Genomic DNA, 15,142 nt, shown 5'->3' on the forward strand with positions numbered 1-15,142 from the left:
CCGGAACAGGAGAATTGTGGCTGCGAAACCACGCGTACACGAGATCGCTACCGAGCTCGGAGTCGACAGCAAGGTAGCCCTTGCTAAATTGAAAGAAATGGGCGAGTTCGTAAAAGGACCGTCTTCCAGTGTTGAACCGCCCGTAGCACGTCGCCTTCGAGCCGCTCTCGAGGCCGAAAGCAAGGCCGCTAAGGCTGCAACGCCAGCGCCCGCCGCCGGAGAAGCTGTAAAGGCAACGCCCGCTCGTCCGAGCCACGGCGCCAAGCCCGGTGCTCGTCCCGGCCCCAAGCCCGCCGCCGAGCCGGTTGCTCCGGTCGTCGTGGAGACCCCGGTAGCGGATGCTGCGCCCGTTCCGGTCGCACCGCTCACCGTCGCCGAGCGCCAGGCTCAGGCCGCGGAGAAGGCTGCTGCTGCGGAGAAGGCTGCTGCCGCCGCGGGTGACAAGCCCAGCACGGACACCCCCGAAGCGAAGGCCATGGAAGGATCGGCTACGCCGGTCAAGCCGGGCATGCCTCGCCCGGGAGCTGCGCGCCCCGGCAACAACCCGTTTGCCAGCAACCAGGGCATGGGCCAGCGCCCAGCTCAGCCGCCGCGTCCGGGGAACAACCCGTTCGCGAGCGCACAGGGCATGGGCCAGCGCCCCGCAACACCTACCCCGAGCAACATTCCGCGCCCTCCGGCGCCGCGCCCCGGTGCCCCTCGCCCCGGTGGACCCGGCCAGGCGGCACGCCCGACCGGTTTCGGTCAGCGCCCAGGCGCCTTCCAGCGCCCCGGCGGCGCCCCGGGAGGAGCCGGCGCCGCACGCCCCGGATTCACTCGCCCCGGATCTCCTGCCGGAGCCCCCGGCTTCGGCCCGCCCCGCCCTGCCGGTGGAGGAGGCGGAGCCGGTCGCGGTCGCGGTCCGGGCGGTGGCACCGCTGGTGCCTTCGGTCGCGGTGGCGGCAAGAACAAGGCGCGCAAGTCGAAGCGTACGAAGAGAGCAGAGTTCGAGCTGCGCGAGGCCCCGTCGCTGGGTGGAGTATCCGTACCCCGCGGCGACGGTGGCACCGTTGTTCGTCTGCGCCGCGGAGCATCCATCACGGACTTCGCCGACAAGATTGACGCGAGCCCTGGAAACCTCGTTACCGTGCTGTTCCACCTCGGTGAAATGGCCACGGCAACGGAGTCCCTCGACGAGGCCACGTTCGACGTACTCGGCAGCGAACTCGGCTACAAGATTCAGATGGTCTCGCCCGATGACGAAGACCGTGAGCTGCTGCTCGCGTTCGATATCGACATCGATCAGGAACTCGAAGACGAAACCGACGAGGACCTTGCGATTCGTCCTCCCGTCGTCACCGTCATGGGCCACGTAGACCACGGTAAGACCGCGCTGCTTGACGCGATCCGTAACGCCAAGGTTGCTGAGGGCGAGGCCGGTGGTATCACGCAGCACATCGGTGCCTACCAGATCATCACCGAGCACGAGGGCATCGACCGTGCCATGACCTTCATTGACACACCGGGCCACGAGGCGTTCACCGCCATGCGTGCTCGTGGTGCGCAGGTCACCGACATCGCGATCCTCGTGGTTGCCGCCGACGACGGCATCATGCCGCAGACGATTGAGGCGCTCAACCACGCCCAGGCCGCCAACGTACCGATCGTGGTTGCAGTGAACAAGATCGACAAGCCAGGCGCCAACCCGCAGAAGGTGCGTCAGCAGCTGACCGAATTCGGCCTCGTCGCCGAAGAGTACGGCGGAGACGTCATGTTCGTCGACGTGTCGGCCAAGAACAAGACCGGTATCAAGGAAATTCTTGACGCCGTGCTCCTGGTCGCCGATGCCGCACTCGACATGCGCTCCAACCCGAACAAGGACGCCCGCGGTGTCGCCATCGAGGCTCGCCTGGACAAGGGCCGCGGCGCGGTGGCAACCGTGCTCATCCAGTCCGGAACGCTGCACGTCGGAGACTCCATCGTCGCCGGAACGGCCTACGGACGCGTTCGTGCGATGGCCGACGAAAACGGCGTTGCCGTTCTCGCCGCCACGCCGTCCCGCGCGGTCCAGGTGCAGGGTCTGTCGAGCGTTCCCCGCGCCGGTGACACCTTCCTCGTCATCGAGGAAGACCGCACCGCCCGTCAGATCGCCGAGAAGCGTGAAGCCGCCGAGCGCAACGCACTGCTGGCCAAGGCCCGCAAGCGCATCAGCCTCGAAGACTTCACCCGTGCGCTCGAAGAGGGCAAGGTCGAGTCGCTCAACCTCATCATCAAGGGTGACGTCTCCGGTGCCGTTGAGGCCCTGGAAGAGTCGCTCCTCAAGATCGAGGTCGACGATTCGGTGCAGCTGCGCATCATCCACCGTGGTGTCGGTGCGGTCACGGAGAGCGACGTCAACCTCGCTACCGTCGACAACGCCATCATTATCGGGTTCAACGTTCGCCCGGACACGAAGGCCCGCGAGCGTGCTGCTCGCGAAGGCGTCGACGTGCGCTTCTACTCCGTCATCTACTCCGCGCTCGAGGACATCGAAAGTTCCCTCAAGGGAATGCTCAAGCCCGAGTACGAAGAGATCCAGAGTGGTATCGCCGAAATTCGCGAGGTCTTCAGCTCGTCGAAGTTCGGAAACGTCGCCGGTGTCATCGTTCGCTCCGGTACCATCACCCGAAATGCCAAGGCTCGCGTTATCCGCGAGGGCATTGTGGTGGGGGACAACCTGGGCATCGAGTCGCTGCGCCGCTTCAAGGACGATGTCACCGAGGTCCGTACGGACTTCGAGTGTGGTATCGGACTGGGCAAGTTCAACGACATCCGAATTGGCGATGAGATCGAGACCATCGAAATGAAGGAGAAGCCGCGCGTCTAGCGTTGGTTTGGGGGTCGGGCTTCTCGCGAAGCCCGACTTCTGTATTGGGTCGGTCTTTTCATTGAGACCCGACCGTGGGTCGGGTCTCCGCAAATTTCCCCTCGAAAAAGAAAGAGAGCGGGGACCCCTACCCCGATTCCCTTTTCAAGGGGTAATTTGCTCCGACCCTCAGTTGGGTTCGCGGCATCCGTTTAATACGGTTTGAAAACGCAGAATGATCCGGCGCTTCGGCGCCGGCAAACAAGGAGTAGTGCAATGGCAGATCCGGAACGCGCCAGAAAGATGGCGGACCGCATTAAGGTCATCATCGCCAAGCGGCTGGAACGCGGCTTGCGCGACCCGAGGCTCGGGTTTGTGACCATCACAGACGTGAAGGTCACCGGGGATCTGCAGCACGCCTCGGTGTTTTACACCGTCTACGGCTCGATCGAAGAGCGCACGGACAGTGCAGCCGCACTCAAGGCCGCCACCGGCCTGATGCGCAGCGAGGTCGGCAAGAACATCACCGCGAGGCTCACCCCGTCGATCGAGTTCATCGCCGACGGTATTCCGGAGAACGCAGCGTTGATCGATGATCTGTTGCGTGAGGCGCACGATCGCGACACCGCGACCGAGGACAGCAAGGGCACGGCGACCTATGCCGGCGACGCCGATCCGTACAAGAAGCCGCGGGACTACGACCTCGAAGACGACGAGGCCGACGACGTGTCGGCTGACTCCGACGACTCCGACGCTGCGAGCACCGCGAAGCACTAGCGCCACCTTCGACCGGGCCCGGGCCCGGAAACTGGGCCCATGATAGATCATGGGCCTGCTTTCCGGGCCCGGGCCCGGTCAGTTTAAAAGGCGGCGGGTTTACGGTGCTGGTGCTGGTGCTGGTGCTGGTGGGGCGGCAGGGTGCGGCTAGTGGATGGCGGGGGCGCGCTGGTAGCGCGCGAAACGGTAGGGCAGGCCGGTGCTGGAGTGGAGCCATCCGCTGGCTGGATTGGTGTTTACACGGGTCCAGTCGGGCGTGAGCGCTGGGGCGCGGGTATCGCCGGCGAACTGTTCGTCTATCTCGGTCAGCTCGAGGGTATCGGCGTGCGGGAGGGCGAGGCGAAAGATCTCGGCGCCGCCGATCACCCAGACCGGCCCAGCGGCAGTCACGATTGCGTCGTCGAAGCTGTGCACAACGGATGCCCCGGGCGCGGCCCAGTCCCGTTGGCGCGTGATCACGACGTTGTGGCGGCCCGCCAGGGGACGGAAGCGTTCGGGAATCGAGTCCCAGGTGAGCCGGCCCATGATGACGACACCACCACCGGTGATCGCACGAAAATGGGCGAGGTCCTCGGGCAGGTGCCAGGGGAGGCGGCCGTCGAAACCGATCACACCATTGCGGCTTTGCGCCCAGATCAGACCGATGCTCATGACATCCCGTCGGGCAGGGTGTAACCGTCGGGGGAGTCGACCGCCAGGCCGTCGGCCACGAGGCTGTGCAGCGCGCGCTGCAACTGGGCCGCCTCTGGCCAGAGCGAGGCAATCTCGGCTTCCGTTACGGCGCGGTGGGTGGAGCGCAGCTCGGCCATGATCAGGCCGCGTACCTGCCGGTCGCTGCCCGCGAACTTCTTCTGCACGGTCTTGCGCGTTCCGGTGAACTCGGGGTAGTCGGCGGCGCGCCAGGCACAGTCGTCCCGAATCGGGCAGATATCGCAGTGCGGGCTGCGGCTGGTGCAGACGACCGCGCCGAGCTCCATGATCGCTGCGTTGAACAGGGCGGCTTCGAACGCGCTGCCCGGCAGCAGGGCACCCATCGCCTCGAGGTCACGCCCGCGGCTGGGCGGTGCCGGTTCTCCAGCGCCCGCGACGGCGCGGGCAATCACCCGCCGGGTGTTGGTATCGACGACCGGATGCCGGTGGCCATACGCGAACGCTGCCACCGCACGCGCGGTATAGTCCCCGATCCCGGTCAGAGCCAGCAGCGCATCGATGTCGGAGGGGACGACGCCGCCGTGTTGCTCGGTGATCTGCACGGCCGCAGCGTGGAGCCACAGGGCGCGCCGCGGGTACCCGAGGCTGGACCAGGCGCGCACCGCTTCGCTCGGTGGCACCGCGGCGAGGTCGGCGGGTGTCGGCCACCGCGCGAGCCACTCCTGTAGCCGGGGAATGACCCGCTTCACCGGGGTCTGCTGCAGCATGAATTCGCTCACCAGAATGCCCCAGGCGCCGAATCCCTCGCGGCGCCAGGGCAGGTCGCGGGCGTTGGCCAGGAACCAGGCGTTGAGCGTGGTGCTGACATCAGCCGTCCTGCTGTCGGCCACCGCGCCCGGAGCGGCCGCACGAGCGGCGTTGTCTCCGGTGCCGGCAAGTGTTGCGACGGGCACACCGGGCGCGTCCTGCGGCGCAGCGGGATCATTCGAGGGCGCGATGTTCATTCTTTCTAATCTAGGCTCGTTTCATGAAGCTGGTTTCCACACCCCGGATCGAATTTTTACGCACCCTGGCCGCCGAGATTCTGCACAATTACGGCCGAGGTCGTACGATCATTGCCGTCGACGGCAGCGAGATCGACGGCAGCGAGAAAGCCGGCCGCGTTGGCTTCGCCGACGACCTCGCGGCGGTGTTCCGCGAGACCGAACACACCACGTTTAGAGCCAGCCTGCGAAATTTTCAGCACTCACGCGCCGAGCAACAGCGACTCGGCGGAGACCGCGTCGATGTTTCCGAGCGGTTGTACCGGGTCGGGTATGACTACTCGGCGCTGCGCCGCGTACTGGTCGAACCCTTTCGCCTGGGTGGCAGTACCGGGTTCGTCACCGAGGAATTCGACCCCGACCGCGATGCCTGGATTCAACCGACCTGGCAGACCGCCCCGGCTGACGCCATACTCATCGTCGACGGAGCCTACAGCAACCGACCGGAATTACACGGGCTGTGGCTGTTCAGCGTGCTGCTTGAATCGGAGCCAGGGAGCGACTCCGACCGGCAGTACCTCGCCGATGTGCGCCCGCGGGACCTGGTTTCGGCGGTCGTCGACAACACCAACGCCACCCTTCCGCGGCGGGTCTTGACCGACCGCTGCTAGTGGCTGGTGGCGGTGAGCTGATCGAACCGGGCCATGACTTGCGCCGGTTTCAGGAATTCCCGGCTGATCTCCACCTCGTGCACCAGCGCGGTCAGGAGCGCGTTGACCGGTGCCCGTCGTCCGGCCAGTTCGGCCTGGCGCACGACAGCGCCATTGAGGTGGTCGATTTCGGTCAGGTGGGCCCGCTTGATGCTCTGCAGGGTCGACCCCAGATTGGCGACCGGACCCATTTTTGCGCCCATGCGCAGCGGCAGGGTCTGTCCGAGAGCCACCGGCAGCCGCGCGAACACGCGCAGGCTGCGATCGCTCATCCCCTGCAGTGACCCAAAGGTGACGTGGCGGGCCATCCCCACCTGCACGGTCTCCTGCATACTTTCGGTCAGGATTCGGCGCAGCGGTGCATCGGCGATGATCGCCTGGACGCTCAGCCCGGTGATGGCCGGCAGGGCGTTGAGCATGTTCACCACAAGCTTGGTCCACTGGGCGCCCACGAAGTCTTCGGCGGCGAAGGTGGGGAACGCCTCGTCCAGCACCGCCTGCCAGTGCTGGGTGGCAGCATCCGCTTTTCCGTTGCCGCGACCGAGGTAGCTTGATGCTGCGGTGGTCACCCGCACGCGGCCCGGCCCGATGTAGTGCGCGGCAATGAGGGTGAGCAGGCCGAAGCATTCCGAGTTGGGCAGCAGATCCTGGGCGATTCGCACCCCGTCCAGCCCGTTCTGCACGACGATCACCGGTGAGCCGTCGAGCAGCTCGGCGTTCTCGGCGATGGCGGCCGCGGCATCCTGCGCCTTCGTGCAGATGAGGGTCAGATCCGGCGTTTCGGTCAGAATCTCCCGCACCAACACGCGGCATTGCGCATCCCCGTAACCGCCGGTGAGTCGGATTCCGTTCTCTCGAATCAGCGACCTGGCGACCTCGCGGGCCGTGATGGTGAGATCGTGGCCGGCTCGCGCGAACAGGGTGGCGAAGAGTCCGCCCAGGGCGCCGGCACCGATCACAGCAATTCGCATAGCCCCAGCCTAGATCGCGTTTCGAGCGGGAGCGTTCCACGCTGGTACCCTCATGGAGTGACTAGCGGCCTCCTCCTCATTGACAAGGCGCAGGGCTGGACCAGCCATGACGCTGTCGCCCGAACCCGGCGCCTGGCCGGGACCCGCAAGGTCGGCCACGCCGGCACCCTCGATCCGATGGCCACCGGCCTGCTCGTGCTCGGCATCGACAGCTCGACCCGGCTGCTCACCTTTGTCGTCGGGCAGGGCAAGGAATACCTTGCGACCATTCGTCTGGGGCAGTCCACCACAACCGATGACGCCGAGGGCGATGTACTCACTCGCGCACCGGGCGAACAGGTCGCCGCGATCACCGCCGAAGCCGTCATCGCGGGTATTGACAACCTCACCGGCGATATCAACCAGCAGCCGAGTGCCGTCAGCGCCATCAAGGTCGATGGAAAACGGGCTTACGCCCGGGTGCGTGCCGGCGAAGACGTGCAGCTGCCGCCGCGACCGGTCACGGTGAGCGGTTTCGACCTGCTCACGAGCACGCCTGGCGACGGTTTTCTCGACCTCGAGGTGCGGGTCGAGTGCAGCTCCGGCACCTATATTCGTGCCCTCGCCCGTGACCTCGGTGTGGCACTCGGCGTCGGCGGCCACCTCACCGTGCTGCGCCGCACGAGAATCGGCCCGTTCCGCATCGAGAACGCGGCCACGCTCGAGCAGGTCGATGTCGTCGCCAACCTCATTTCTCCAGCGGATGCCGCCACCCGGCTGCTGGCGCGCCTCGACCTGTCCGCAGAGCAAGCCATCGACCTCGGTCATGGAAAACGCATCACCGTGGAGAAAGACGCCACCCGCACCGGTCCGGTCGCCGCCATTGCGCCGGACGGGCGCCTGGTCGGATTGGTCGAGTATCGCGGCGACCAGGCCAAGTCGCTGCTGAACTTTCCGCCAGATCTCCCGACCGCCACCGAACCGGAACACAGCTCATGATCGAATGGTTCACTTGGCTGCAGCTCGGCATCGCCGTGCCCGGCGGAGTGCTCTGTGTCATCCTCGGCCTGCTCGGCCGCAAACCCACCGACCTCACCATGGGCGCGGCCGCCCTCGTCGAGCTGCTGCTCATCGTGCAGCTCGCTGCCGCGATCGCGGCGCCACTGGCCGGCAACGACGCCACCGGCAGTCTGCTCGAGTTCTACACCTACCTGGTCAGTGCCATTGCGCTGCCGGTCGCGGCCGGATTCTGGGCGCTGGTCGAACGCAGCCGCTGGAGCACCGTCATTCTCGGCGTAACCTGCCTGTCGGTCGCGGTCATGCTCTACCGCATGAACCAGATCTGGAACGTGCAGGGGAGCTGACCCGGTTTCGGTAGCCCCGCGGAAGCTGCAATAATTATCGAGCAATGAAAACAGAGCGATGACAGAATCCCCGACCGAGAAGCCCGCCGCCGCCGAGCGGGTGAGCGGCATCGGTCGACTCCTCATCGCCGTTTACGGCGTGCTGGCCCTCGCCGCCACCGGCCGCTCCTTCGTACAAATCGCGCGGGCCTTCGATGAAGCCCCGCTCGCTTATTCCTTGTCTGCTCTCGCCGCGGTGGTCTATATCGTGGCCACGGTGGCCCTGATGCGGCGCAGCATCCGCTGGTATCGCATCGCCTGGATCACGATCAGTTTTGAACTGCTGGGCGTACTCGTCGTCGGTACCCTGAGTCTGGTTGATCCGGCGCTGTTCGAGCACGCGACCGTCTGGTCGATCTACGGCAGCGGATACCTCTTCATTCCCCTCGTGCTGCCCCTGCTGGGCATGTGGTGGCTCGCCCGCCACCGCGTCGCGTCGGTGAGCGAGGGTCGCGCATGAAGATTCTGAACGGCGTCGAGTCCGTGCCGAGCGACTGGCCCGACTCGGCCGTGAGCATCGGCAAGTTCGACGGCGTCCATGCCGGACACCGGGCGGTCATCGCCGAGCTCCAGACCGTCGCCGAGCGCGAACAGCTGGCGGCCGTCGTCGTGACGTTCGACCGGCATCCGCTCGCCCTGCTCTCGCCGCAAAACTGCCCGAGAACGCTGGTCAGCGCGGAGCAGAAACTCAACCTGATCGCCGAGACCGGGATCGACGCGACCCTGCTGCTCGAGTTCAACCACGCCCTGTCCAGCCTTCCGCCGCGCGAATTCATCGAAAACATTCTGGTCACCGCCCTGCACGCCCGTTTCGTGCTCGTCGGTCGTGACTTTCGGTTCGGAGCCAAGGGGGCCGGCGACGTCGCCCTGCTGAGGCAACTCGGCCTCGAATTCGGCTACACCGTCGGACTGATCGACGATGTGAAACCAGACGGGGAACGCCGGGTCTCGTCCACCTGGATTCGCGAATTGCTCGGCGCCGGTGCGGTGCGCGACGCCGGAGACCTGCTCGGGCATCTGCCGACCGTGCGAGGAATGGTGGTGCACGGCGCAGCCCGCGGTCGCGAACTGGGCTTTCCCACCGCGAACCTGTCCACCGATTCCGAGGGTCTGATTCCGGCCGATGGCGTCTATGCCGGTTGGCTGACGGATGCCGGTGCTCGCTACCCGGCGGCGATTTCGGTTGGCAACAATCCCACCTTCGACGGGGTGGCGCAGAAGCAGGTCGAGGCCTACGTGCTCGATGAGACCGAGCTGGACCTATACGACCGTGTGGTCGACGTCGCGTTCGTTGAGCGGATTCGCGGCATGGTCGCCTACGCCGGCATCGACCCGTTGATCGAGCAGATTCGCGACGACGTGGCGCGGGTGCGCACGATCCTGGGCCCGTAAATCCGGGAATGGTTTAGTCCAGTCGGAGCCGGTTACCGACGGCGAACCAGGCGGTCGCGCCAAACACCGGGGCGAGCAGCACCGCCAGGACCCAGTTGGTGCGCTTGGTCGGACACAGGTGTGCGGCCCGCCCGATCTGCACCATGGCGACGAGGGAGAGGGTGAGCACGACCAGCCCAGCAAGCACCGCCACCATGATGCCGACCAAGTCGTGACCGCCGATGTTTTCCATGCCCCAAACCATACCAAACAGTATGTTTATTGTTTCGCACAATGGGGTAACGGTATCTGAGCACTGGCACGCGGGGCTTAGCCCCAAAAGGGGGTGCCGTCAAGGCCCTCGGGGGGAGTCGATGCGGGTCGTTGCCCCGGGTATTCTGGAAACTCGCGCATTTCCCGGGGGATCTAATGTCACAACAAGTACGAGCGATCGAAACGCGCGCCGCGATAATTCGCGGTGCAGCAGCGGCCTTTGAGCAGCGCGGTTACGGGAGTACGTCCCTTGCCCAGGTCAGCAGCGCCGCAGGCGTGACGAAGGGCGCGCTGTACTTTCACTTCGATTCGAAGGAAGCCCTCGCCGTAGCGATTATCGCCGCCCAGCACGCGGCGTCGGCGGCGGCCGGGCAGAAGCTCCTCGATGACAACTATCCCGGTTTGCACGCCCTCGTCTCGATGTCCTACGAGCTCGCCCGGCAGCTCCGCGACGACCTCGTCGTGAGCGCCGGCATCCGTTTAACCATCGAAGCGGTGAATTTTTCCACCCCGGTGGCCGGTCCGTACCTCGACTGGATGGTCGCCTGCGAGGAATTCCTCCGCCGGGGGATCGCCTCCGGCGACGTCAACCCAAAGCTGGACGTCAGCGCGGCCGCGCATTTCTGCACCGCGGCCTTCACCGGCGTGCAGGTCGTCTCCGACGTATTGACCAAGCGGGCCGACATTGACCAGCGCCTCACCGAAATGTGGGCCATGCTTCTGCCGGCCCTCGTTGCTCCCGGCCGCTGGGAGGACCTGAAAGACCTACCGGAGCGCATCCGGCGGGAGCGCGCGGGGCTGTAACCGTCGTATCCGCTCGGCTGAACCTCGCCCCCTAGACTGGCCGAGTGACTACCGCAACCCCCAGCCCCCTCTGGCCGGGACGCGGCCTGGCCCTGCTGGGCATCATTCTGGTCGCTGCCAATCTCCGCAACGCGGTGACCGCCCTCTCGCCCATCGTCGCCGAGATCAACGTCGATATTCCGCTCGGAGTGGTAGCTCTCGGCGTGCTCGGCATGCTTCCGCCGGTCTGCTTTGCCGTGTTCGGTATCTTCACCCCCATGATCACCCGCCGCCATGGCCTCGAACTGCCCCTCGTACTCGCTCTCCTGGCGATTCTGGTCGGTCATTTCACTCGCGGGTCATCCGGCTCGATCACCATGCTCATTATCGGCAGTGTCATCGCCTTCGCCGGCCTCGGCGTCGGCAATGTGCTCCTGCCGCCGCTGGTCAAGAAGTACTTTCCGGACCGGATCGGCCTCGTCACGTCCCTCTACGCCACAATGATGTCGCTGAGCACCCTCGTTCCTCCGCTCATCGCCGTTCCGGTAGCGGATGCCGCGGGCTGGCGAATCTCGCTCGGCATGTGGATGCTGCTGGCTCTGCTGGCGCTGGTGCCGTGGATCACGATGCTCCTGCGGCACCGCACCGAGCAATCGCCGAGCCCCGTGGTCGATGAGGCCGATGCGGCCATTCTCGGTCGACTGTGGCGATCCTCGATCGCCTGGGCCATCGCCGGCGTGTTCGCGACCTCGTCGCTCAACGCCTACGCCATGTTCGCCTGGCTGCCTCAGCTCCTCGTCGAGACCGCGGGGGCGACTCCGGGCGAGGCGGGGACGCTTCTCGCGGTCTACGCCGGCATGGGAATCCCGTGCGCCCTGATCATTCCGATCCTCACCGCCCGCCTGAAAAATATCGGCCCGCTCGTCTACGTGGGCGTATTCGCGTTCGTAATCGGCGATCTGGGGCTATTGTTGGTGCCGGCGACCCTGACCTGGCTCTGGGTGTCGCTCGCCGGCCTGGGGCCCATGTTTTTCCCGCTGGCTCTCGTGCTCATTAATCTGCGCACCCGCACCCACGCCGGTGCGGTCGCGCTCAGCAGCTTCGTGCAGGGCATCGGTTACACCCTCGGTGCACTGGGCCCGCTGGTTTTCGGCCTGTTGCACGAACTGAGCGGTGGGTGGACCTGGCCGATGGTCTTCCTCCTCGTAACGGCGCTGGTCGTGCTTGTCGCTGGAGCGGTGATCGGTCGACCGCACATGCTCGAAGACGACCTGGCACGCTCCCGCTGAGCCAGCCGGCTACAGCACCAATTCCCCGCGGTGAATCAGCGCTGCGGCGCCGATCAGTGGGCCGTCGCCCGAGAGGGTCGAGTGCACCACGCGCACCCGGGTGGCGTAGGCGAATTGCACGCGTTCCAGGATCGCTGCGCGAGCGAAATCCAGCAGGTCGGGGGTGACATTCGAGAAGCCACCACCGATGGCGACCACGTCGAGGTCGAGCAGCGTCGCTGCCGAGGCGATTGCCTGGCCGAGGGCCCGGCCGCTGCGCTTTACGGCCAGAATCGCGATCGGGTCGGCGGCCGCGTAGGCCGCCGCCAGGTCCTCGCCAGACTCGCCGGTGAAGCCCTGAGATCTGGCCCAGGCGACGGTTTTCGGCCCGGAGGCGATCGCCTCGATGCAGCCGGTGCCGCCGCAGGCGCAGGCATCCAGGAAGCCGCCGACCTCGATGTGGCCGATATGACCGGCATTTCCGGTGGGACCGGACACCGTGACGCCGCCGAGAATCAGGCCGCCACCGACACCGGTCGACACGATCATGCCCATTAGGTTGTCGACTCCGCGGCCCGCGCCCACCCAGTGTTCGGCCAGGGTGATGCACAGGCCGTCCATGCGCAGCCGCACATCCAGACCGGGAACCAGCTCGGCCACGAGCTCCTGGAGCCCGAACTCGCGCCACACCGGCAGATTGAGCGGCGACACCGCCCCCGAGTGCAGGTGAATCGGCCCGGCACAGCCAATGCCGACGCCGATCAGCGGATAGCCCGGCGGCACGCTCGCGAGGGTTGCCAGAATGACAGTTCTGACAGCGGATGCGAGCTGCTCACTGGTCGCGCTGGCCCCGGTCGGCGCGCGGTGCCGACTGCTTGGAAGCACCGTACCTCGGTCGTCCACGAGTGCAGCTTCGACCTTGGTTCCTCCAACGTCGACGGCGAGAACGTACTCGAGAGCTTCATTGGCGCGCATGCTCTGATCGTATGGGATGGGTTCGCTCAACGCGCCCAGCGGAGGCTCCTGCTCAAAAGAGCAAGATCGCCTACAGCTGTTGATTCGCGCGTCGGGCCCACGTAGGCTGGACTCAACCGATTGGACCGCGAACCGTATATGAGCGACACCGACGAACTCCTCTCCATCCGTGCGGCCGAGCTGTACTACGAAGAAAACCAGACCCAGGATGAGATCGGCGTGATTCTGCGCCTCACCCGCTGGAAGGTCGGCCGGCTGCTCGCGAGCGCTAAGGCGAACGGCTTCATCCGCATCGAAATCGTGCACCCGCGCGCCCGCCGGCTGCCGATCGAACGACGGCTGCGCGAATCGACCGGTCTGACCGATGCCATCGTGGTGTCCTCCGCCGGGGTGTCGAGCGATGTCGAGCTGCAATCGCGCACCGCACAGGCCGCCGCCGACTATCTCACGAGCCTCCGCCCGATTCCGCGCACGCTCGGCATCAGCTGGGGTCGCACCCTGCACGACGTGTCCCTGCACCTCAAACAGGGCTGGGCGCCGGGGGTGAACGTGGTGCAGATCAACGGCGGTGTCAGCCTGAATCAGCGCACCGGAACCGCGGCATCCACTGCGGTTACCATCGCGCACAAGGCCGACGGCTCGGCCACCCTGCTGCCGAGCCCCGCCATCTTCGAACGTCTCGAAACCAAACAGGCAATGGAAGCCGACCGCACGGTTGCCGGGGTGCTCGCCCTGGCCCGCAACGCCCAGGCCTACGTCTTCAGTGCGGGGCAGGCGGATGCGAATTCCGCCCTGGTCGACAGCGGCTACCTGACGGTCGCCCAGATCGACGACCTCGTGGCGCGCGGCGCCGTCGGCGACGTCGTCGGCCGCTACATCGACCACAACGGCCGAATCGTCGACCCCGAACTCAACGAACGCACGGTCGGCATCCAGCTCGACCAGTTGCGCCGCGCCCCGCTCACCATCGCCGTCATCTCCGGACGCTCCAAACACGCCATCGCCCGCGCCGTCGTGCGCAACGGGCTGTGCACCGTTCTGGTGACCGACGAAGACACCGCGAATGCCCTCCTCCAAGACTGAACATCTGTGACCCATAACACCAGTGCCACCGCACAGCACGTATATGCCCAGAAGGACACCCCATGACCAGTAGCCCCTTGGCCACCTACCAACCCGATCAGCGCGCCGCCTCGTTGATCGGCGGGGAGGCCACCGACGCCAACCTGCGCCGGTACCTGCACGGCATCCCCGGAATCGACGCCGTCGGCCTCGAAGCCCGCGCCGCCGACCTGGGCACCCGCTCGATTAAGACCAGCTCCAAGCGCTGGGCGATCGACACCATCATCGGACTGATCGACCTCACCACCCTCGAGGGCGCCGATACCCCCGGCAAGGTGCGTTCACTCGTCGCCAAGGCGCTGGTACCAGACCCGGGCGACCCCGGCTGCCCGCGCGTCGCCGCGGTCTGCGTCTACGGCGACATGGTCGGCACGGCCGTCACCGCGCTCGGCTCCGCCCACGCCGCCGGCGGCACCGAGGGAGCCGGTGTTCAGCGGGTACATGTGGCCGCCGTCGCCACCGCTTTCCCCAGCGGCCGCGCCTCGCTCGCCATCAAGCTCGCCGATGTGCGCGACTCGGTCGCCGCCGGCGCCGACGAAATCGACATGGTCATCGACCGTGGCGCCTTTCTGGCCGGCCGCTTCGGCCAGGTCTACGACGAGATCGTCGCGGTGAAAGACGCCTGCCGCCGCGCCGACGGATCGGTGGCCCACCTCAAGGTGATCCTCGAGACCGGCGAGCTGAACACCTACGATAACGTGCGCCGCGCCTCCTGGCTGGCCATTCTGGCCGGCGGCGACTTCATTAAGACCTCCACCGGCAAGGTCGCTCCGGCCGCAACGCTGCCGGTGACGCTGTCCATGCTCGAGGTCGTGCGTGACTGGCACCGCCTCACCGGCGTGCGCATCGGCGTGAAGCCGGCCGGCGGCATCCGCACCTCGAAGGACGCCATCAAGTACCTCGTGACCGTCGCCGAAACGGTGGGAGAGGAGTGGCTCGTGCCGCACCTGTTCCGCTTCGGTGCCTCCAGCCTGCTGAACGACGTGCTGTTGCAGCGCCAGAAGATGACGACCGGGCACTACTCTGGCCCCGACTACGTGACGATTGATTAG

16 protein-coding genes are annotated in these 15,142 nt (G+C 66.3%); 11 read left to right on the forward strand and 5 right to left on the reverse strand.

What is annotated here, in order from left to right; translation table 11 throughout:
• Positions 1–16 precede the first annotated feature (16 nt).
• Positions 17–2,845, forward strand: coding sequence for a translation initiation factor IF-2 (infB, locus tag E3T41_RS02625; RefSeq protein WP_134477234.1), 2,829 nt, complete (start codon positions 17–19; stop codon positions 2,843–2,845).
• 255 nt (positions 2,846–3,100) lie between these two features.
• Positions 3,101–3,601, forward strand: coding sequence for a 30S ribosome-binding factor RbfA (gene rbfA / locus E3T41_RS02630; RefSeq protein ID WP_134472618.1), 501 nt, complete (start codon positions 3,101–3,103; stop codon positions 3,599–3,601).
• 147 nt (positions 3,602–3,748) lie between these two features.
• Here rbfA and E3T41_RS02635 read toward each other — a convergent pair whose 3' ends face one another.
• Together E3T41_RS02635 and E3T41_RS02640 are read right to left on the reverse strand one after the other, a co-directional pair.
• Positions 3,749–4,252: a dihydrofolate reductase gene (locus tag E3T41_RS02635; protein ID WP_134477237.1), complete on the reverse strand. Its 504-nt coding sequence runs from the start codon at positions 4,250–4,252 to the stop codon at positions 3,749–3,751.
• Positions 4,249–5,256: an A/G-specific adenine glycosylase gene (locus E3T41_RS02640; RefSeq protein ID WP_134477239.1), complete on the reverse strand. Its 1,008-nt coding sequence runs from the start codon at positions 5,254–5,256 to the stop codon at positions 4,249–4,251. The genes E3T41_RS02635 and E3T41_RS02640 overlap by 4 nt, the downstream gene beginning before the upstream one ends.
• A 23-nt stretch (positions 5,257–5,279) precedes the next feature.
• Here E3T41_RS02640 and E3T41_RS02645 point away from each other — a divergent pair, with 23 nt between their 5' ends.
• Positions 5,280–5,906: a hypothetical protein gene (locus E3T41_RS02645; protein WP_092450058.1), complete on the forward strand. Its 627-nt coding sequence runs from the start codon at positions 5,280–5,282 to the stop codon at positions 5,904–5,906.
• Here E3T41_RS02645 and E3T41_RS02650 read toward each other — a convergent pair.
• Complete coding sequence (locus tag E3T41_RS02650) at positions 5,903–6,916, reverse strand: ketopantoate reductase family protein (protein WP_104132367.1); 1,014 nt, start codon at positions 6,914–6,916, stop codon at positions 5,903–5,905. The genes E3T41_RS02645 and E3T41_RS02650 overlap by 4 nt on opposite strands.
• 57 nt (positions 6,917–6,973) lie before the next feature.
• On the opposite strand from E3T41_RS02650, the gene truB reads away from it, so the two are divergent.
• From truB to E3T41_RS02670, 4 genes are read left to right on the forward strand one after another with little or no spacing between them, the layout of a single operon-like run.
• Positions 6,974–7,894: a tRNA pseudouridine(55) synthase TruB gene (gene truB, locus E3T41_RS02655; protein ID WP_092450054.1), complete on the forward strand. Its 921-nt coding sequence runs from the start codon at positions 6,974–6,976 to the stop codon at positions 7,892–7,894.
• Positions 7,891–8,259: a hypothetical protein gene (locus E3T41_RS02660; RefSeq protein ID WP_092450052.1), complete on the forward strand. Its 369-nt coding sequence runs from the start codon at positions 7,891–7,893 to the stop codon at positions 8,257–8,259. The genes truB and E3T41_RS02660 overlap by 4 nt, the downstream gene beginning before the upstream one ends.
• 58 nt (positions 8,260–8,317) lie before the next feature.
• On the forward strand, positions 8,318–8,758 hold the full coding sequence (locus tag E3T41_RS02665) for a hypothetical protein (protein ID WP_092450050.1): 441 nt from the start codon (positions 8,318–8,320) through the stop codon (positions 8,756–8,758).
• Positions 8,755–9,690, forward strand: coding sequence for a bifunctional riboflavin kinase/FAD synthetase (locus tag E3T41_RS02670; RefSeq protein ID WP_092450048.1), 936 nt, complete (start codon positions 8,755–8,757; stop codon positions 9,688–9,690). Before E3T41_RS02665 ends, E3T41_RS02670 begins: the two co-directional genes overlap by 4 nt.
• Positions 9,691–9,703: 13 nt before the next feature.
• Here E3T41_RS02670 and E3T41_RS02675 read toward each other — a convergent pair whose 3' ends face one another.
• Positions 9,704–9,922 carry a hypothetical protein gene (locus E3T41_RS02675; RefSeq protein WP_134477242.1) on the reverse strand — a complete coding sequence of 73 codons (219 nt, stop codon included), beginning with the start codon at positions 9,920–9,922 and terminating at the stop codon, positions 9,704–9,706.
• Between the two features lie 176 nt (positions 9,923–10,098).
• Here E3T41_RS02675 and E3T41_RS02680 point away from each other — a divergent pair, with 176 nt between their 5' ends.
• Entirely contained in the window at positions 10,099–10,746 is a 648-nt protein-coding gene (locus tag E3T41_RS02680) for a ScbR family autoregulator-binding transcription factor (protein WP_134477245.1), read from the forward strand.
• A gap of 44 nt (positions 10,747–10,790) precedes the next feature.
• Complete coding sequence (locus E3T41_RS02685; RefSeq protein WP_092450042.1) at positions 10,791–12,014, forward strand: CynX/NimT family MFS transporter; 1,224 nt, start codon at positions 10,791–10,793, stop codon at positions 12,012–12,014.
• A gap of 9 nt (positions 12,015–12,023) precedes the next feature.
• Here E3T41_RS02685 and E3T41_RS02690 read toward each other — a convergent pair whose 3' ends face one another.
• The gene (locus tag E3T41_RS02690) at positions 12,024–12,968 is read right to left on the reverse strand and encodes an ROK family protein (protein WP_092450040.1); all 945 of its coding nucleotides are present in this window, start codon (positions 12,966–12,968) and stop codon (positions 12,024–12,026) included.
• Between the two features lie 138 nt (positions 12,969–13,106).
• Between E3T41_RS02690 and E3T41_RS02695 the strand changes: the two genes are divergently transcribed.
• Together E3T41_RS02695 and deoC are read left to right on the forward strand one after the other, a co-directional pair.
• On the forward strand, positions 13,107–14,051 hold the full coding sequence (locus tag E3T41_RS02695; protein WP_134477247.1) for a sugar-binding transcriptional regulator: 945 nt from the start codon (positions 13,107–13,109) through the stop codon (positions 14,049–14,051).
• Positions 14,052–14,113: 62 nt separating this feature from the next.
• Positions 14,114–15,142 (forward strand): deoxyribose-phosphate aldolase, encoded by a 1,029-nt coding sequence (gene deoC / locus E3T41_RS02700; protein WP_092450036.1) that lies wholly within the window; start codon positions 14,114–14,116, stop codon positions 15,140–15,142.

Origin of the sequence: Cryobacterium sp. Hh38, from assembly GCF_004403235.1 — a bacterium.
In the GTDB taxonomy this organism is placed as follows: domain Bacteria; phylum Actinomycetota; class Actinomycetes; order Actinomycetales; family Microbacteriaceae; genus Cryobacterium; species Cryobacterium levicorallinum.